General features: G+C 70.2%; 16 protein-coding genes. 7 read left to right on the plus strand and 9 right to left on the minus strand.

The genetic code is table 11. The annotated features are described in order from the left end of the window. Nucleotides 1-436: 436 nt before the first annotated feature. From G3I78_RS20335 to G3I78_RS20365, 7 genes are all read right to left on the minus strand, one after another. The gene (locus tag G3I78_RS20335) at nt 437-1,333 is read right to left on the minus strand and encodes a carbohydrate ABC transporter permease (RefSeq protein WP_164426559.1); all 897 of its coding nucleotides are present in this window, start codon (nt 1,331-1,333) and stop codon (nt 437-439) included. Continuing rightward, nucleotides 1,330-2,265, minus strand: coding sequence for a sugar ABC transporter permease (locus G3I78_RS20340; RefSeq protein ID WP_164426561.1), 936 nt, complete (start codon nt 2,263-2,265; stop codon nt 1,330-1,332). The genes G3I78_RS20335 and G3I78_RS20340 overlap by 4 nt, the downstream gene beginning before the upstream one ends. A gap of 160 nt (nt 2,266-2,425) precedes the next feature. Further along, entirely contained in the window at nt 2,426-4,156 is a 1,731-nt protein-coding gene (gene araD, locus G3I78_RS20345; RefSeq protein WP_164426563.1) for an L-arabinonate dehydratase, read from the minus strand. Then, nucleotides 4,153-5,064 (minus strand): dihydrodipicolinate synthase family protein, encoded by a 912-nt coding sequence (locus G3I78_RS20350; RefSeq protein ID WP_164426565.1) that lies wholly within the window; start codon nt 5,062-5,064, stop codon nt 4,153-4,155. Before G3I78_RS20350 ends, araD begins: the two co-directional genes overlap by 4 nt. Then, nucleotides 5,061-5,717 (minus strand): GntR family transcriptional regulator, encoded by a 657-nt coding sequence (locus tag G3I78_RS20355; RefSeq protein WP_164426567.1) that lies wholly within the window; start codon nt 5,715-5,717, stop codon nt 5,061-5,063. The genes G3I78_RS20350 and G3I78_RS20355 overlap by 4 nt, the downstream gene beginning before the upstream one ends. A gap of 172 nt (nt 5,718-5,889) precedes the next feature. Further along, nucleotides 5,890-6,645: an MBL fold metallo-hydrolase gene (locus G3I78_RS20360; RefSeq protein WP_164426569.1), complete on the minus strand. Its 756-nt coding sequence runs from the start codon at nt 6,643-6,645 to the stop codon at nt 5,890-5,892. A gap of 218 nt (nt 6,646-6,863) precedes the next feature. Continuing rightward, complete coding sequence (locus tag G3I78_RS20365) at nt 6,864-7,448, minus strand: TIGR03086 family metal-binding protein (RefSeq protein ID WP_164426571.1); 585 nt, start codon at nt 7,446-7,448, stop codon at nt 6,864-6,866. A 156-nt stretch (nt 7,449-7,604) separates the two neighbouring features. Between G3I78_RS20365 and G3I78_RS20370 the strand changes: the two genes are divergently transcribed. Beyond that, nucleotides 7,605-8,888, plus strand: coding sequence for an MFS transporter (locus tag G3I78_RS20370; RefSeq protein WP_203615230.1), 1,284 nt, complete (start codon nt 7,605-7,607; stop codon nt 8,886-8,888). Here G3I78_RS20370 and G3I78_RS20375 read toward each other — a convergent pair. Together G3I78_RS20375 and G3I78_RS20380 are read right to left on the minus strand one after the other, a co-directional pair. Then, nucleotides 8,825-9,985, minus strand: coding sequence for a hypothetical protein (locus G3I78_RS20375; RefSeq protein WP_164426573.1), 1,161 nt, complete (start codon nt 9,983-9,985; stop codon nt 8,825-8,827). The genes G3I78_RS20370 and G3I78_RS20375 overlap by 64 nt on opposite strands. Continuing rightward, nucleotides 9,982-10,923 carry a 5-dehydro-4-deoxyglucarate dehydratase gene (locus tag G3I78_RS20380; RefSeq protein ID WP_164426575.1) on the minus strand — a complete coding sequence of 314 codons (942 nt, stop codon included), beginning with the start codon at nt 10,921-10,923 and terminating at the stop codon, nt 9,982-9,984. Before G3I78_RS20380 ends, G3I78_RS20375 begins: the two co-directional genes overlap by 4 nt. 173 nt (nt 10,924-11,096) lie before the next feature. Between G3I78_RS20380 and G3I78_RS20385 the strand changes: the two genes are divergently transcribed. The 6 genes from G3I78_RS20385 (at nt 11,097) to G3I78_RS20410 (ending at nt 17,216) form a co-directional block, all read left to right on the plus strand. Beyond that, nucleotides 11,097-11,906 (plus strand): NAD(P)-dependent oxidoreductase, encoded by an 810-nt coding sequence (locus G3I78_RS20385; RefSeq protein ID WP_164426577.1) that lies wholly within the window; start codon nt 11,097-11,099, stop codon nt 11,904-11,906. A 306-nt stretch (nt 11,907-12,212) separates the two neighbouring features. Next, nucleotides 12,213-12,980: a DeoR/GlpR family DNA-binding transcription regulator gene (locus G3I78_RS20390; protein WP_164426579.1), complete on the plus strand. Its 768-nt coding sequence runs from the start codon at nt 12,213-12,215 to the stop codon at nt 12,978-12,980. A 90-nt stretch (nt 12,981-13,070) separates the two neighbouring features. Then, nucleotides 13,071-14,441, plus strand: coding sequence for a sugar ABC transporter substrate-binding protein (locus G3I78_RS20395; protein ID WP_164426581.1), 1,371 nt, complete (start codon nt 13,071-13,073; stop codon nt 14,439-14,441). Continuing rightward, the gene (locus tag G3I78_RS20400) at nt 14,438-15,376 is read left to right on the plus strand and encodes a sugar ABC transporter permease (RefSeq protein ID WP_164426583.1); all 939 of its coding nucleotides are present in this window, start codon (nt 14,438-14,440) and stop codon (nt 15,374-15,376) included. The genes G3I78_RS20395 and G3I78_RS20400 overlap by 4 nt, the downstream gene beginning before the upstream one ends. After that, a complete protein-coding gene (locus G3I78_RS20405) occupies nt 15,373-16,227 on the plus strand; it encodes a carbohydrate ABC transporter permease (RefSeq protein WP_164426585.1) in 855 nt (284 codons plus the stop codon). The genes G3I78_RS20400 and G3I78_RS20405 overlap by 4 nt, the downstream gene beginning before the upstream one ends. Continuing rightward, nucleotides 16,224-17,216: a zinc-dependent alcohol dehydrogenase family protein gene (locus G3I78_RS20410; RefSeq protein WP_164426587.1), complete on the plus strand. Its 993-nt coding sequence runs from the start codon at nt 16,224-16,226 to the stop codon at nt 17,214-17,216. Before G3I78_RS20405 ends, G3I78_RS20410 begins: the two co-directional genes overlap by 4 nt. Nucleotides 17,217-17,370 lie beyond the last annotated feature (154 nt).

A 17,370-nucleotide genomic window follows, 5' to 3' on the forward strand; every position in this document is an offset into this window, starting at 1 on the left:
TGCTTCCACGCACCCGCGCCCGGAGCCGAGACAGACCGCTTCCACCGACCCGCACCGGGAGCCGAGACAGACCGCTTCCACCCACCCACACCCGAAGCCAAGACACACCGCTCCCCCACCTGCGCGCCGGAAGCAGAAACGGACCGCTCCCTCACACCCGGCCCCGGAGCGGAGCTGAACCACACCCCCGTGCCAGAACCCGAGACGACCCGTTCCTCTACACCCACCAGCTCCCTCGCGGCCGTCTCGATGCCGGCCCTGTCGATGACCACCGCGCTCGCCGTCTCGACACCATCGACGGCCACCCGCCTCGGCATCCCCGACGTCCTGACGTCGTTCCTCCCCAGGAGCGCACGGCCCACGGCGCGCCCCTCGGCGCGGACGGCGACGTCCGCCAAGCTCAGCGCCACACCTCCCAGCACCGTCCGACGGAGTCTCATCCCTTCACCGCCCCCGCGCTGAACCCCGTGATCAGCCACTTCTGGATGAAGGCGAACACGATCACCACGGGTACCGCCGCGATGATGCCGCCGGCGGCCAGCGCGCCGAGGTCGACGCTGTCCGCGCTCATCAGGGTGTTGAGGCCGACCGGGATCGTCTGCTTGTCCTGGTTGTTGAGGAACATCAGGGCGAACAGGAAGTGGTTCCAGGAGTGCACGAAGGCGAAGGAGCCGACGGCGATCAACCCCGGCCGCAACAACGGGAGTACGACGATCCTGAACGCCGTCAGCCGGTTGCAGCCGTCCACCCAGGCCGCCTCCTCCAGGGAGTACGGCACGTTCTTGATGAAGTTGCTGATCAGGATCATCGACAGCGGCAGCTGGAACACCGTCTCGGCGATGATGACGCTGCCCAGCGAGTTGATCATCTTCAGCTCGGCGAAGATCTCGAACAGCGGCACCAACAGCAGGGCGCCGGGCACGAACTGGGAGCACAGCAGCGCCAGCATGAACGCGTTCTTGACCTTGAAGTCGAACCGCGCGAGCGCGTAGCCGCCGGCCAGGGCGACCAGGGTCGTCATCACCAGCGTCGCGAGACCGACGTACACACTGTTCTCGAAGTACGTGCCGAACGACCGCTCCGTCCACACCTTCTCGAAGTGGTCGAAGGTGATCGGCCAGGGCACGAGCGAGGTCGAGCCGGCCGGGCGCAGGGCGAAGAGGAGGATCCAGTAGAAGGGGATCAGGGTGAAGACGAGGTAGATCGACAGCGGCAGATAGATGTGCCAGCGCGGGACCTCGTCCCAGGATCGGCGGTGCTTCACCGGACGGGTCGGTTCAGGGGTCTCCCGCACAGGCGCGGACACGACCTCCGTGGCCTCCTTGGTGATCACTTGGCCTCCCTTCCGAACTTGCTGAGCCGCAGGTAGACCATCGAGCAGAAGAGCAGGATCACGAACGCGACCGTGGTCAGGGCGGACGCGTAGCCGAAGTTGTGGGCGTCGACGCTGGTGTTGGCGATGTAGAGGGGCAGAGTCGTGGTCTCACCCGCCGGGCCGCCGCCGGTCAACGTGTAGAGCAGGTCTACGTTGTTGAACTCCCACACCGCCCGCAGCAGCGTGGACAGGATGATCGCGTCCTTGAGGTGCGGCAGCGTGATGTGCCAGAACTGCTTGACCTTGCTGGCCCCGTCGACCTCGGCGGCCTCGTACAGGTCCTTCGAGACGGACTGGAGGTCGGCGAGGATGAGGATCGCGAAGAAGGGGACCCCTCGCCACAGGTCGGCGACGACCGCCGCCGAGAACACGGTCGAGGTGTCCGACAGCCAGCTGGTGCCGTAGGAGCCGATGCCCATGTCGGCGAGGTAACGGGTGACGCCCGTCTGGGAGTTGTAGAGCAGAACCCAGATCGCGGAGGTCAGCACACCGGAGACGGCCCACGGGGAGAAGACGAGCGCGCGGCCCACCGCCCGGCCCACGAAGGTCTGGTTGACGATCAGCGCGAGCGCGAGGCCGAACAGCAGCTGGAGTCCGACCTCCACGATGACCCACTTGGCGCTGAAGGTCAGCGTGTCCCAGAACTGCGGGTCCTTGGTGAAGATCTGGACGAAGTTGTCGAAGCCCGCGTAGCCGTTCCGCCATGGCTTGGTGGGGTTGTAGTTCTGGAGGCTGTAGTAGAAGACGCTGAGGACCGGGTAGGCGATGAAGCCCAGCATCAGCAGGGCCGCCGGCGCGATCAGCAGGTACGGGAGCCTGCGGGGCGTGGCGGAGGCACGGCGTCGCCGGGGTGGCGCGGGCGGCTTCGCCACGGCTGCGGCTTGGGCCATGACAGGGGCTCCGTTCTGGGTACGGTCGTACGGGAAGCGCTTTCTCGATATGCGGAGGTCGGCCCCTGTTCGCGGTACGGGGTGCCTCTTGCTGTTGTGCGGCGGGTGCGGGTGGGTTGTGGCTGGTCGCGCAGTTCCCCGCGCCCCTGAGTGGGCCCGGTCAGCCTGCGTAGGGATCTGGGCTCTTGCCTTGTCCTGCCAGGAACTCGAAGTCGCAGCCGGTGTTCGCCTGGGTGATCTGGTCGTTGTAGAGGGCGCCGTAGCCTCGTTCGTAGCGCGTCGGCGGGGGCGTCCAGTCCCTCCTGCGGTTCTCCAACTCCTCGTCATTCACATTGAGTTGGAGGAGGCGGGCTTCGACGTCGAGGGTGATCGAGTCGCCCGAACGCACCAGGGCCAGCGGGCCGCCGACGTACGACTCCGGGGCCACATGGAGTACGCACGCGCCGTAACTCGTGCCGCTCATGCGGGCGTCGGAGATGCGGACCATGTCCCGTACCCCCTGCTTGAGGAGGTGGTCGGGGATGGGGAGCATGCCGTACTCGGGCATGCCGGGGCCGCCCTTGGGGCCGGAGTCGCGCAGCACCAGGACGCTGTCCGCGGTGATGTTCAACTCCGGGTTGTTTATGGTGCGTTGCATGGACTTGTAGTCGTCGAAGACGACCGCGGTGCCGGTGTGCTTGAGCAGGTGCTGGTCGGCCGAGATGTGCTTGATGACCGCGCCGTCCGGGCAGAGGTTGCCGCGCAGTACGGCGACCCCGCCCTCGCTCGCGACCGGGTTCTCGCGGGTGCGGATGACGTCGTCGTTGTGCACTTCCGCGCCCTCGATCTGCTTGCCCAGGGTGCCGTTGACCGTCGGCCGGTCCAGGTGGAGCAGGTCGGTGATCCGGGAGAGGAAGGCGGGCAGGCCGCCGGCGAAGTAGAAATCCTCCATGAGGTACGTCTGTCCGCCGGGCCGTACGTCGGCCAGCACCGGGACCGTGCGAGCGATGCGGTCGAAGTCGTCCAGGGTGAGCGCGACGCCCGCCCGGCCGGCCATCGCGATCAGGTGGATGACCGCGTTGGTGGAGCCGCCGAGGCCGAGCACCGTGGTGACGGCGTCGTCGAAGGCCTCGCGGGTGAGGATCTCGGACGGCCTGGGCCCGTTCCAGGCGAGTTCCACGGCACGGCGTCCGGAGGCGGCGGCCATCCGCTCGTGCGCGGAGTCGACGGCCGGGATCGAGGATGCCCCTGGCAGGCTCATGCCAAGCACTTCCGCCGCCGCGGTCATCGTGGACGCGGTCCCCATGGTCATGCAGTGGCCCGGCGAGCGCGCCAAACCGCCCTGGAGTTCCCGCAGTTCGCAGTCGGTGAGGTTGCCCGCGCGATGCTCGTCCCAGTACTTCCACATGTCGGTGCCGGACCCGAGGGTCTCGCCGCGCCAGTGTCCCGGGAGCATCGGACCCGCGGGCACGAAGATCGACGCCACGTCGGCCGAGGTCGCGCCCATGAGCAGCGCGGGCGTCGACTTGTCGCAGCCGCCGAGCAGCACGGCCGCGTCGATCGGGTACGACCGCAGCAGTTCCTCGGTCTCCATCGCGAGGAGGTTGCGGTAGAGCATCGGGGTCGGCTTCTGGTAGGTCTCCGAGAGGGTGGAGACCGGGAATTCGAGTGGGAAGCCGCCCGCCTGCCAGACTCCCCGCTTGACCGCCTCGGCGCGCTCGCGCAGATGGACGTGGCACGGGTTGATGTCGGACCAGGTGTTGAGGACCGCGATCACCGGGCGGCCCCGGTACTCCTCGGCCTCGTAACCGAGCTGGCGCATCCGGGCGTTGTGCGACCAGGTGCGCAACTGGCCCTCGGTGCCGTACCACTGATGGCTTCTCAGCTCTTCGGGGCGTTTCCTGTCGGTCATATCGACCACCCGGCGGCTATCGCGCCGACCTCGGCGCGCTCGGACTCGGGCAACTCGCGGCTGGGCGGGCGCACTTCGCGCCGGCACAGGCCGAGGGAGGCGAGGGCCTCCTTGACGACGGTGACGTTGTCGGCGGAGCCGTTCGCCGCACGGAGTTCCTCGAAGCGGCGGATCTGCTCCCAGACCTTCATCGCGGCCGGGTAGTCACCGGATCGAAGCGCTTCGATCATGTTCAGCGAGACGGCCGGGGCGACGTTCACGAGCCCCGAGGTGAAGCCGGTGGCGCCCCCCGAGAAGTACGAGGGGGCGTAGGGCTCGGCGAGCCCGGCCACCCACACGAAGCGTTCGAGACCCGCGTCCCGCGCGAAGGCGGCGAACTTGGCCGCGTCCGGGACGGCGTACTTCACGCCGATCACGTTCGGGCAGGCGTCGGCGAGTTCGGCGAGACGGTCGCCGCCGAGCTGGGCGTTGCGGATGTACGGCACGACCCCCAGCTCCGGGACGGCCGAGGCGATGGCGCGGTGGTAGTCGACCCAGCCGGCCTGGGAGACGTACGGGTGGACGGGCTGGTGGACCATGACCATCCCGGCGCCCAGCTCACGGGCGTGCCGGGCGGAGGCCACCGCGGTGGGCACGTCGTGTCCGACGCCGACCAGGATGTCGGCCCGGTCCCCCGCCTCGTCGACGGTCAACTCCGTCACCAGGCGCCGCTCTTCGGGGCTGAGGGCGTAGAACTCGCCGGTGTTCCCGTTGGGGGTGAGGGTGGTGATCCCTCCGTCGAGCAGCCGACGCAGCAGGGCCCGGTGGGCGTCCTGGTCGACGGTGCCGTCCTCGGCGAACGGAGTCACCGGGATCGCCACCACGTCGGCCAGGGCCGCCCGTTGGGTCTCGAACGTCTCGCTGCTCATTCCTGGCCTTCCTGGTCCGTCGCTCCGGGGAACGCCCGCTCGACGAAGGACGCGATGTGGGCGTGCAGGGCACGGGCCGCGCCGTCCGCGTCACCGTCCAGGGCGAGCCGCAGGATCTCCCGGTGCTCACCGGCCTCCCGTTCCCAGGAGGGCGAGGCCGCCCAGGCGACGGCGGAGACGAGGGCGGCCTGGTCGCGGACCTCGTCGAGCATCCGGCCGAGCAGCGGGTTGCCGCAGGGCAGGTACAGGGCGCGGTGGAACTCCCGGTTGGCGAGGGAGCGTTCGGCGGTGTCGTCGGCTTCGTCGGCCCGGGTGAGGGCGTCGCGCGCGGCGTCCAGCGAGGCTCCGCGCCGCACGGCCCGCTTCAGCGCCTCGGGTTCGAGGAGCAGCCGGACGTCGTAGACCTCGCGCGCCATGTCCGCGTCCACCATGCGCACCGTGACGCCCTTGTACTGGTTCATCACGACGAGCCCGGTCCCGGCCAGGGTCTTGAGCGCCTCGCGCACCGGGGTCTTGGACACCCCGAACTGTGCGGCGAGTTCGGTCTCCACCAGGGCCTGACCAGGCGTCAGACGCCCGGTGAGGATGCGGCGTTTGATCTCCTCCAGCACGTACTGCGTGCGGGAGGGGATCGGCGTGGGCACAGAGGTCATGCGCGCCTCTCGGATCTCGCGTAACGGATCTCGTATCGGGTCTTGCGTATCTGATCTCGCGTATCGCGTCTCATATATGACGTACGAAGTACGACGCGTTGAAGGTAGGAGGACGGTGTTGTTTCGTCAATGCTTCCAGCAAAGGAAGTTGAAGTTGCGGTGAAGACGAGGGTCAGACGAGCCGGGCGGCACCCTCGAACGCCGTACTCGTCCGCCCGGCGAAGGCGACGGCCGCGCGGGCGGTCGCCACGTCCCTGGTGAGCGTGGGTCCGACATGGGTGACGATCAGCTCGCGCACCCCGGCCTTGCGGGCGATGTCACCCGCGTCCTCCGGTGTCAGGTGCACCTGTTCGCCTTCGTGATGACGGTCGATGTCCGCCTCGCACAGGAACACGTCGGATTCGGCGGCGAGTTCGACGAGGGCGGCACACGGCCCGCTGTCCCCCGAGTACGCGAAAACCCGCCCGGCGCACTCGGCGCGCAGTCCGTAGCTCTCGACGTCGTGGACGACGGCCCGGGAGACGAGCCGGAGGTTCCAGTGCCGGACCTCGTGGCCGTCGTACAGGGGCTGGAAGTCGAGGACACCGCTGAGGAAACGCACGTCGGCCCGCCCGAAGAACCCGGCGAGCCGATGGGCGGCGCCGGGTGGGGCGTAGACCGGGATGGGGGCGGGCGGGGTGAGTCCGCCCCACGCGAAGGCGTAGAGGGCGGCCAGCAGATCGGCGCTGTGGTCGGCGTGCAGATGCGAGAGCCAGATCGCCGTCAGCCGGGCGGGGTTGGTGTGCCGCTGCAACTCCGCGAAGGTGCCGGGCCCGGCGTCCACCCACACCTCGGCGCCCCCGCCGCGCAGCAGGTACCCGGAGCACGGACGGCCCGGGACCGGGTGCGGGGAGGCGGTACCGAGGACGGTGAGACTCAGGGGCGGCATGGTGGGGAGCGTACGGTCCGGGCCGCCCGCCCGCCGCCGGTTTCCGTGCGTCCACGGCGGTCTCGTACCGCGTCCACGGGGTTCGGGGACGGCGGGGCAGGCGCGTACCGGTGGCGATGAGCCCGGAGTGTCGGGGCCCAACTCCCGTTGTGCGTACGCCGGATACGCACCGCCGCCGGCCGTACCGGTCGGTCTCCCCGGCGTTCACCCGGCGGCGGCTACGGCGTCCACCGCGGGTCCCGGCCGCTGAGCCCCAACGCCCGGTCCAGCAGCGACGCGTCCGCCGGTACCCGCACGATCGGGCCGAAGATGGCGTCGCGGCTCGGATCGTCGGCGGATGCCTGGAGGAAGTCGTGCGAGGCCTGGAGCGCGGCCGGGTCCGGTTCGTACGGCTGGCCGGTGGCGCGGGCCAGGTCCCAGCCGTGGACGACCAGTTCGTCCACGGCGACGGCGGCGGCGATCTCCCCGGGCAGGTCCACTCCGCCCGCGCGGGTCATCCCGGTCCAGGCGGCCGGGTCGCGCCAGGCCTCGGCGAGTTCGTCGAGGACTTTGGGGAGTTCCTCGCGCCAGCCGGGGCCGATGTCCGGGACCGCGTCGGTCGGGGGTGTGTCGGTCGTGGCGCCGAGGTCCTTGCGGCCGGCGTCACGGAAGGCGGCGGCGAGGTGGAGCAGATGACCGAGCAGGTGGTGCACGGCGAGCTCCGGACACGGTGTGGCACCGGCCAGCCGCTCGTCGGTCACCCCTTCGGCGAGCCGGGCGATGACACGGGCCTGCGGTCCGAGGTCGAGGGTCGGTGCGGTCATTCGTCGCTCCTCATGGTTGCCGGGACACGGTTCCCGGTGTCGTGAAGGGTTGACCGGCCCCGCTCCGAGAACTCATCGCTCACGTTCTGAATCGCTCGCGTTCTAAGGCAGCTGCCCGATGCCGCCGCCGGAGCCTTAGACCCACGATGTCCAGGCATGACGAAGACATGGGCGGTGCTCCACGACCGCGACGCGAGACTCTGTCTCACCGCCGTGCTGGTCTCCGGCTTCGGCACCTCGGCCCTGTGGCTGGTGTCCGGCGTCTGGGTCAAGGACCTCACCGGTTCGGACGGCCTGGCCGCCCTGTGCATGCTCGCGATGTGGGCGCCGACCCTCGCGGGCCCGCTGCTCGGCACCCTGGCGGACCGCGTCCGCCGCAAGCCGCTGCTGATCGGCGGCAACCTGCTGCTCGCCGCCGTCCTGCCGATCCTCCTCACCGAACGTGTCCCGGTGCTCCTCGCGGTCCTCCTGCTCTACGGCGCCGTCGGCGTGGTCGAGGACGCGGCGGAGGCGGCGCTGGTCACCGGGGTCGTGCCGGCGTCCCTGCTCGGCGACTTCAACGGGCTGCGCATGGCGGTCAACGAGGGCATGAAGCTGGTGGCCCCCTTGGCGGGCGCGGGCCTCTACACGCTCTACGGCGGCCCGGCCGTGGCGCTCCTGGACGCGCTCACGTTCGTGGTGGCGGCGGGGCTGTACGCGGGGCTGCGCGTCCACGAGGCCCGGCCGGAGCCGCTCACCTCACCGCCGACGGCCGCGGGGAGCGCGCCTCGGACCTCCGAGGACGGCCCGGCCACCCGTCGCCTCCAGAAACCAGCTCGCCGCCCCACCTTCACCGTAGGCGCCCGCCACATATGGGCCCACCCCACACTCCGCCCCCTGATCCTGTTCGGCGGCACCACCATGCTCTTCGCCGGGCTGAACGGCTCGCTGCTCTACGCCGTGATCGACGACCTCGGCCACTCCCCCGCGTACGCCGGTGCGCTGTACGCCGTCCAGGGCGCCGGGTCGGTGGCGGTGGGGCTGCTGTCCGGGCCCGCGCTGCGGCGGCTCGGTGAGCGGCGGTTCGCCGCGTACGGCATCGCGCTGACCGCCGTGGCCGCAGGACTGCGGGCGGTCCCCTCCGATCCGCTGGCCCTGGTGTGCGGCGCGGCGATCGGCGCCGGGCTCCCCTGTGTGCTGATCGCCGCGCTGACCGCCGTGCAGCGCGAGACCCCGGACGCGCTGCTGGGCCGTACCGTCGCCACCGCCAACACGCTGCTCTACGCCCCGAACGTGCTCGGTCTCGCGGCGGGCGCGGCGCTGGTCGAACTGGTCGACCAGCGGCCGCTGTTGATCGTCCTGGGCGTGGTGTGGCTCGCCACGGCCGTACCGCTGTGTCAGAGGCCGGCCAGCGCCGAGCGGATCGCCTCCAGGTCGCCGTCCGACGCCAACCCGGCGTGATACAGCCGCACTTCGGTCGCGCCGAGCTCCCGCGCCGCCGCCACGTCCGCCGCGAGCGTGCCCGGGCTGCCGCCCATCTGGGAGATCACGGGGAAGTTGGCGGCGATCACCGCGTCCTTGCGGGTCCGCGCGAAGGGCGTGAGCAGGCCCGGTCCGCCCGCGCAGGGCACGACCACCCCGTCCGCGACGGACAGGATGTGCTCGGGGTCGACGCCCGGGTTGGCGCCCACGTGGTGGGTCACGGGGTCGGCGTGCAGCAGGATCTGGAAGCCCTCGGGGGCGGCCGCACGGACCGCGCGGACGGCCGTCTCCTGGAGCGTGCGGGCGATCTCGTCCCGCCACGCGCGCGTGGCCGCCGCGAGCGAGGCACCGAGCAGCTTCTCGACCCCGGTCCAGTCGCCGTCCTCCGGCGCCCCCTGCCACAGCGGCTCCAGGGCGGTACGCACGGCGGCCGCCAGCTCGTCGGGATCGACGCCCTGTTCGCCGTAGCCCTCCCGGCAGGTCCCGCAGAAGCAGAGCGCCATGAGGTACATCCCGGCGTCGCCGAGCGGGACCCCGCCGGTCTTGTCGTGGGCGTGCAGGTGCTGGAGGCCGTACCAGCCGAGGGACTCCAGTTCGGTGCCGGCCGCGCCCGGGCGGACGGCCGCCTCGACGGCGAGGTCGACGAGGTACGCGCGCGTGGCGGGCTGTGCGATGCAGGGGGCCCACGGGTAGCGGTCGCCGTAGGCGTTGACGACGGAGGTGTCCGGGTGCTCGGCGCCGAGGCGGGAGTTGTGCGCGAGGACGACCCAGGTGTGCACGTCGAGACCGGCTCCCGTCAGCGCGTCGGCGGCCTCGCCGAAGGCGTCTCCGGGGGCCCAGTCACCCGCCGCGTAGGGCCGCAGCTCGCGCCCTTCCCAGCGTGCGTCCGTCGGGTAGAGCACGGACGCGTGCTCGGCGGTGACGATGCGGTGGCGCGGGTGGCGGGGGGTCAGCGCGCGCGTGGAGTGGTAGGCGGCGGCGAGGGTCGCCTGCCGTACGCCGAGCGCGGCGATGCGGTCCGCGGCCTGTGGGTCCCCGTTGACGTCCCAGGGGTAGACGAACGTCGACGCCTTCACTTGTCCTCCTCCAGCAGCGCGTACCCGCGCTCGATGATCTCCGCGAGCTGCTTCACATGATCCTCGTCCGGCTCGTGCAGCGGCGAGCGGACCTCTCCCACGTCGAGCCCGCGCATCCGCACGCCCGCCTTCACCAGGGACACGGCGTATCCGCGCCCACGCGCGCGCAGTTCCACGAAGGGCCGGTAGAACCCGTCGAGCAGCCGGTCGGTCAGGGCCCGGTCGCCGTCGACGAGCGCGCGGTGGAAGGCGAGGGCGATCTCGGGCACGAAGCAGAAGACGGCCGACGAGTAGAGCGGGACGCCGATGGCCTGGTAGGCGACCTGGGTCTGCTCGGCGGTGGGCAGGCCGTTGAAGTAGAGGAAGTCGCCGGGGACCTCGGTGCGGACGGCGCTGACGATCCGCTGCATCAGGTCGAGGTCCCCGAGGCCGTCCTTGAGGCCGACGATCCCCTCGGTGCGGGCCAGCCCGACGACGCTCTCCGGAGTGAACACGGCGTTGTCGCGCTGGTAGACGATCACCGGGAGCGCGGTCGCGGCGGCCACCTCGCGGTAGTGCCGCAGCAGCCCCTCCTGCCCGGCTACGACGAGGTAGGGCGGCATGGCGAGCAGTCCGTCGGCCCCGGCCTCCTCGGCGAGCCGTGCGTACCGTACGGCGAGGGCGGTGCCGTACCCGGCGCCCGCGACCACCGGCACCCGGCCCGCCGTCTCCTCGACGGCCGCCCGGACGCAGTCCTGGAACTCCTCGGGCGTGAGCGCGTGGAACTCCCCGGTGCCGCAGCACGCGAACACGGCGGCGGCGCCCGCGTCCACGCCTCGGCGTATGTGCGCGCGATACACGGCGAGGTCGACGGACCCGTCCGGGCCGTAGGCGGTGACGGGGAAGAACAGCGGCCCGCTGGGGATGCCGAGTCGATGGGCGAGGTCGGCAGACGTCACAGGCTCTCCCTAGAACGAGTGGCACGAGCACGGGCGTGCGGGATTCTGATCGGAGTTTATATTTATGAACATAGGACGCGCCACCCTTGACGGAGTCGGGCGATGATCCTTAGCTTGTCCATGAATGTGAATACCGTGCACTCATACGGCCGTCGCCCCAAGGAGACCCGAGGATGCCCGCTCCCCGTACCGTCCTGCTCACCGGCGCCGCCGGCGGGCTCGGCACCCTGATGCGGGACCTCCTGCCCGCGTACGGCTACGAGCTGCGCCTGCTCGACCTGCGCCCCGTGGAGGGCGAGCCGGACGCGATCGTCGCCGACCTCGCCGACAAGGACGCGGTGCGCGAGGCCGTACGAGGCGTCGACGCGATCATCCACCTCGCGGGCATCTCCCTGGAAGCCTCCTTCGAGAAGATCCTCAAGGCGAACATCGAGGGCACCTACCACCTGTACGAGGCCGCGCGCGCGGAGGGCGTCGGACGGATCGTCTTCGCCTCCTCCAACCACGCCGTCGGCTACACCCCCCGCCCTCAGGGCGAGGACCCCCTGATCCCCGTCGACACCCCGCGCCGCCCGGACACCTTCTACGGCCTGTCCAAGTCCTTCGGCGAGGACCTCGCGCAGTTCTACTGGGACAAGCACGGCCTGGAGACCGTCTCGGTCCGCATCGGCTCCTGCTTCCCCGAGCCGACCAGCGTCCGCATGCTCTCCCTGTGGATGAGCCCGGCCGACGGCGCCCGCCTCTTCCACGCCGCCCTGACCGCCGAGGAAGTCGGCCACACCGTGGTGTACGGCTCCTCCGCCAACACCCGCCTGTGGTGGGACCTGACCTCCGCGAGGGCCCTCGGCTACGCCCCCCAGGACGACTCCGAGCCCTACGCCGAAAAACTCATCGCCGACCAGGGCGAACTCCAGAACGGCAACGAGGCCCACGCCTACCTCGGCGGCCAGTTCGTGACGGACCCCCCGATCTGGCCGTACTGAAACCTTGCCCTGGGGGCGGACGGGCACGGAACGGGCCCACCCGCGGGCGCGTTCGGGCAAGAGCGTGGTCTTGGGGGGTGGGCGCGGAGCGCCACCTCCAGGGGCACGGGGAACTGCGCGACCAGCCACATCGGACCCGCAGCCGCCGAACGACCGCACGCCCCACCCCCGTAGGCCCGGCCCGCCCGAACGGGCACACACGGACAGGATCGCCCCCGCAACAGACCTGGTCATCACCCCGCACCCGCTGTACAACTTCCTGCATACGGCCCGAACGGGCAGCACGCCAGGAAAGCGGGTGACCGAATGACCAGTACCGCGGAGGAACGCCAGCGCGAAATCGTCCGCACCGCCCGCACCACAGGCGCCGTGGACGTCAACACCCTCGCCACCCAGCTCGGCGTCGCCAAGGAGACCGTCCGAAGGGATCTCCGCGCCCTGGAGGACCACGGCCTGGTCCGCCGCACCCACGGCGGGGCCTACCCCGTGGAGAGCGCCGGATTCGAGACGACCCTCGCGTTCCGCGCCACCAGCCATGTGCCCGAGAAGCGCAGGGTCGCCGCCGCCGCGGCCGAGCTGCTCGGGGACGCCGAGACGGTCTTCGTCGACGAGGGCTTCACCCCGCAGCTCATCGCCGAGGCCCTGCCCAGGGACCGACCGCTGACCGTGGTCACCGCGTCCCTGCCCGTCGCGGGCGCCCTCGCGGAGGCCGAGCACACCTCCGTCCTGCTGCTCGGCGGCCGGGTCCGCCCCGGCACCCTGGCGACCGTCGACCACTGGACGACCAAGATGCTGGCCGGCTTCGTCCTCGACCTCGCCTTCATCGGCGCCAACGGCATCTCCCGCGAGCACGGCCTCACCACCCCCGATCCGGCGGTGAGCGAGGTCAAGGCGCAGGCGATCCGGGCCGCGCGCCGCACGGTGTTCGCGGGCGTGCACACCAAGTTCGGCGCGGTCAGCTTCTGCCGGTTCGCGGAGATCGGCGCACTGGAGGCGATCGTGACGAGCACGCTGCTGCCGTCGGCGGAGGCCCACCGGTACTCCCTGCTGGGCCCGCAGGTCATCAGGGTCTGAATTTCAAACTCACCCCCTATGGGGCCGCTCACACCAAGCAGTGCCCCATATATCCCCTATGCCCTATCCCCCTATGTCCAGGAGCGATCCATGCGCACCCAGAGCCGACGACGGCCACCGCGAGCCACGCTCGCCATGGCCGCCGCAGGGACGCTGCTCGCCCCGTTGCTCTCCGGCTGTTGGGTCGGGGCGGGCGGGACCGGTTCCGGCGGAAACTCCATCAACGTCCTGATGGTCAACAACTCCCAGATGACCGAACTCCAGAAGCTCGCCCCGCACTTCACCGAAGAGACCGGCATCAAGGTCAACTTCACCGTGCTGCCCGAGAACGACGTCCGCGACAAGATCAGCCAGGACTTCGCCAACCAGGCGGGCCAGTACGACGTGGCGACCCTGTCGAACTACGAGATCCCGATCTACGCCCGCAACGGCTGGCTGCACGAGATGAACTCGTACGTCGCCAAGGACCCGTCGTACGACGAGCAGGACATCCTGAAGCCGATGCGCCAGTCCCTGACCGGCGACGACGGCAAGCTCTACGGCCAGCCCTTCTACGGCGAGTCGTCCTTCCTGATGTACCGCAAGGACGTCTTCGCGAGGAAGGGCCTGACCATGCCGGCCCACCCCACCTGGACCCAGGTCGCCGACCTGGCCGCGAAGGCGGACGGCGCCGAGTCCGGCATGAAGGGCATCTGTCTGCGCGGGCTGCCCGGCTGGGGCGAGATCATGGCCCCGCTCACCACGGTCGTGAACACCTTCGGCGGCACCTGGTTCGACAAGAGCTGGAAGGCCCAACTGGACTCCCCCGCCTTCGAGAAGGCGACGAAGTTCTATGTCGACCTCGTCCGCGAGCACGGTGAGTCCGGCGCCGCCCAGTCCGGCTTCGCCGAGTGCCTGAACAACATGACCCAGGGCAAGGTCGCCATGTGGTACGACGCCACCAGCGCGGCGGGCCTGCTGGAGGCGGCCGACTCCCCGGTCAAGGGCAAGCTCGGCTACGCGCCCGCCCCCGTGGAGGAGACCAGGTCCTCCGGCTGGCTCTACACCTGGGCCTGGGGCATCCAGCACGCCTCCCGCAACCCCGGCAACGCCTGGAAGTTCGTCTCCTGGGCGTCCAGCAAGCAGTACGAGCAGCTCGTCGGCGACCAGATCGGCTGGTCCAACGTCCCGGCGGGCAAGCGCGCTTCGACGTACACGAACCCGGCGTACCGCGCCTCGGCCGCTTCCTTCCAGGAGATGACCAAGGAGGCCATCGAGCAGGCCCGGCCCAACGACCCGGGAGTGCAGCCGCGCCCCGCGCCCGGCATCCAGTTCGTCGGCATCCCCGAGTTCACCGACCTCGGCACCAGGGTCTCCCAGGAGATCAGCGCGGCCATCGCCGGACGCCAGTCCGTCGAGTCGGCCCTGAAGAAGTCCCAGCAGCTCGCCGAGAAGATCTCCGAGGAGTACGAGGGACGATGACCGCGACAACGACGGCCCCCTTGGCCACCACTCCGGTACGCACCGCGCTCCGGCCCTCGAACCGACTGCGCGCCTGGGCCACCCGCGCCCCGCTGCTGCCCGCCCTGATCTTCATGATCGTGGTCACCCAACTCCCGTTCGTGGCAACGGTGGTGATCTCGTTCTTCGACTGGAACTCCCTCTATCCGAAGGCCCGCCACTTCACCGGCGTCGACAACTACAAGGAGGTCCTCACCGACGCCGACCTGCGCCACTCGGTGTGGACGACGGTCCTGCTGACGGTGACGGTGGTCCTGGTCAGCCTGGTCCTCGGACTGCTCCTGGCCCTGCTGCTCGACCGCAGGTTCAAGGGCCGCGGAGTGGTCCGCACCCTGCTGATCGCCCCGTTCCTGGTGGTCCCGGTGGCGGCCGCACTGCTCTGGAAGCATGTGCTCTACAACCCTGAATACGGTCTGTTCAATGGGCTGTTGCACTATGTGGGCGGCCCACAGCCGGACTGGATCTCCAACACCCCGCTGCTCGCGGTCGAGGCCTCGCTGGTCTGGCAGTGGACCCCGTTCATGATGCTGATCCTGCTGGCCGGCCTCCAGAGCCGAGACCAGCAGCAGATGGAGGCCGCGCGGGTGGACGGCGCGAGCGACTGGCAGATCTTCCGCTATCTGACGCTCCCGCATCTGCGCCGCTACCTGGAGCTGGGCGCCCTGCTGGGCTCGATCTACATCGTCCAGAACTTCGACGCGGTCTTCACGATCACGTCCGGCGGCCTGGGCACCGCGAACCTCCCGTACACCGTCTACCAGAGCTTCTACCAGGCCCACGAGAACGGTCTCGCCTCGGCGGCCGGCGTCCTGGTGGTCATCGGCTCGATCATCATCGCGACCTTCGCCCTGCGCGTGGTGTCGTCCCTGTTCCGTGAGGAGGCGGGCCGGGCATGAGCAGCAGCACGATCGCCACAGAACGCAAGGGACAGCGCAAGGGACTCGGCCTGGGCCTGGTGGCCTGGCTGCTGGGGATCCTGTTCTTCCTCCCGATCGCGTGGATGGCCCTGACGTCCTTCCACTCGGAGGCCGACGCGGCCACCAACCCGCCCTCCTTCGGCGCCGCCCTCACCCTGGACGGCTACCGCGAGTTCTTCGGCACCGGCGGCGGCGCGAGCCCCTGGCCGGCCCTGATCAACTCGACGGTCGCGTCCCTCGCGTCCACCCTCTTCGTCCTGCTCCTGGCGCTCCCCGCGGCCTACGCGCTCTCGATCCGCCGGGTCCGGAAGTGGACGGACGTCCTGTTCTTCTTCCTGTCGACGAAGATGCTGCCGGTGGTGGCGGGCCTGCTGCCGATCTACCTGTTCGCGAAGAACACCGACATGCTCGACAACATCTGGCTGCTGGTCATCCTCTACACGTCGATGAACCTGCCGATCGCGGTCTGGATGATGCAGTCCTTCCTCGCCGAGGTCCCGGTGGCGGTGATCGAGGCCGCGCGCGTGGACGGCGCCCGCCTCCCGACGATCCTCGCGCGCGTGGTGGCCCCGATCGCCCTGCCCGGCATCGCGGCGACGGCGTTGATCTGCTTCATCTTCAGCTGGAACGAGCTGCTGTTCGCCCGAGTCCTGACAGGCGTGGTGGCGGAGACCGCCCCCGTCTTCCTGACCGGCTTCATCACCAGCCAGGGCCTGTTCCTGGCGAAGGTGTGCGCCGCGTCGCTCGTCATCTCCCTGCCGGTGCTCGCCGCGGGATTCGCCGCCCAGGACAAACTGGTCCAGGGCCTGTCTCTTGGAGCCGTGAAATGAAGGCCGCCGTCATCGAGTCCGTGGGCCGTGCCGTCGTAGCCGAGGTCCCGGACCCGACGCCGGGCCCGCGCGAGGTCGTCGTCGAGGTCGCCGCGTGCGGTCTGTGCGGCACCGATCTCCACATCCTCCAGGGCGAGTTCGCCCCCGAGCTGCCGATCGTGCCGGGCCACGAGTTCGCGGGCGAGGTGGTCGGCGTCGGCACCCAGGTCACGGAACTGGCGGTCGGCGACCGGGTGGCCGTGGACCCCTCGCTGTACTGCCACGAGTGCCGGTACTGCCGTACGGGCCACAACAACCTCTGCGAACGCTGGGCCGCGATCGGCGTGACCACGGCGGGTGGCGCGGCGCAGTTCGCGGTCGCGCCGGTGGCCAATTGCGTACGGCTGCCCGAACACGTCCGTACCCAGGACGCGGCACTGGTCGAACCGCTCTCCTGCGCGGTCCGGGGTTACGACGTCCTCCAGTCCCGCCTCGGCGCCCATGTCCTGATCTACGGCTCCGGCACGATGGGCCTGATGATGCTGGAGCTGGCCAAGCGGACCGGCGCGGCGAGCGTGGACATGGTGGACGTGAACCCAACCCGCCTGGAGACGGCGCGTACGCTCGGCGTCTCGGCGTCCGCCGCGAACCCGGACGAGCTGGACCGGCCACAGGGCTGGGACCTGGTCATCGACGCGACGGGCAACGCGGCGGCGATCCAGGACGGCCTGGACCGGGTGGCCAAGGCGGGCACCTTCCTCCAGTTCGGCGTGGCCGACTACGCGACCCGGGTCACGATCGACCCGTACCGCATCTACAACCAGGAGATCACCATCACCGGCTCCATGGCGGTCCTGCACAGCTTCGAGCGGGCGGCGGAGCTGTTCGCGACGGGTGTCCTGGACCCGGAGGTCTTCATCAGCGACCGGTTGCCGCTGGAGCGGTATCCGGAGGCGCTGGAGCAGTTCGCGGCGGGGGTGGGACGGAAGATCGTGGTCGTCCCCCAATAGGGCGACGACCTGTCAACTCCCCGTGTCCACAAGGACACTTGACGGTCCGAACCAGTGAATACCGGGCAGTTCCGGTCGAGGGGCTTGAGCTCGTCCAACGAAGGGAAGTTCGACTGCGCTCATATGACGAACGTACTCGCGACCGAAGGGAGCG

Source organism: Streptomyces sp. SID13726 (assembly GCF_010548375.1).
Taxonomy (GTDB): Bacteria; Actinomycetota; Actinomycetes; order Streptomycetales; family Streptomycetaceae; genus Streptomyces.

Excerpts from the sequence above, each read along its gene's own strand:
- G3I78_RS20340 (WP_164426561.1), bottom strand. The coding sequence starts at position 2,265 with ATGGCCCAAGCCGCAGCCGTGGCGAAGCCGCCCGCGCCACCCCGGCGA.
- araD (WP_164426563.1), bottom strand. The coding sequence starts at position 4,156 with ATGACCGACAGGAAACGCCCCGAAGAGCTGAGAAGCCATCAGTGGTAC.
- G3I78_RS20350 (WP_164426565.1), bottom strand. The coding sequence starts at position 5,064 with ATGAGCAGCGAGACGTTCGAGACCCAACGGGCGGCCCTGGCCGACGTG.
- G3I78_RS20355 (WP_164426567.1), bottom strand. The coding sequence starts at position 5,717 with ATGACCTCTGTGCCCACGCCGATCCCCTCCCGCACGCAGTACGTGCTG.
- G3I78_RS20360 (WP_164426569.1), bottom strand. The coding sequence starts at position 6,645 with ATGCCGCCCCTGAGTCTCACCGTCCTCGGTACCGCCTCCCCGCACCCG.
- G3I78_RS20365 (WP_164426571.1), bottom strand. The coding sequence starts at position 7,448 with ATGACCGCACCGACCCTCGACCTCGGACCGCAGGCCCGTGTCATCGCC.
- G3I78_RS20370 (WP_203615230.1), top strand. The coding sequence starts at position 7,605 with ATGACGAAGACATGGGCGGTGCTCCACGACCGCGACGCGAGACTCTGT.
- G3I78_RS20385 (WP_164426577.1), top strand. The coding sequence starts at position 11,097 with ATGCCCGCTCCCCGTACCGTCCTGCTCACCGGCGCCGCCGGCGGGCTC.
- G3I78_RS20390 (WP_164426579.1), top strand. The coding sequence starts at position 12,213 with ATGACCAGTACCGCGGAGGAACGCCAGCGCGAAATCGTCCGCACCGCC.
- G3I78_RS20395 (WP_164426581.1), top strand. The coding sequence starts at position 13,071 with ATGCGCACCCAGAGCCGACGACGGCCACCGCGAGCCACGCTCGCCATG.
- G3I78_RS20400 (WP_164426583.1), top strand. The coding sequence starts at position 14,438 with ATGACCGCGACAACGACGGCCCCCTTGGCCACCACTCCGGTACGCACC.
- G3I78_RS20405 (WP_164426585.1), top strand. The coding sequence starts at position 15,373 with ATGAGCAGCAGCACGATCGCCACAGAACGCAAGGGACAGCGCAAGGGA.
- G3I78_RS20410 (WP_164426587.1), top strand. The coding sequence starts at position 16,224 with ATGAAGGCCGCCGTCATCGAGTCCGTGGGCCGTGCCGTCGTAGCCGAG.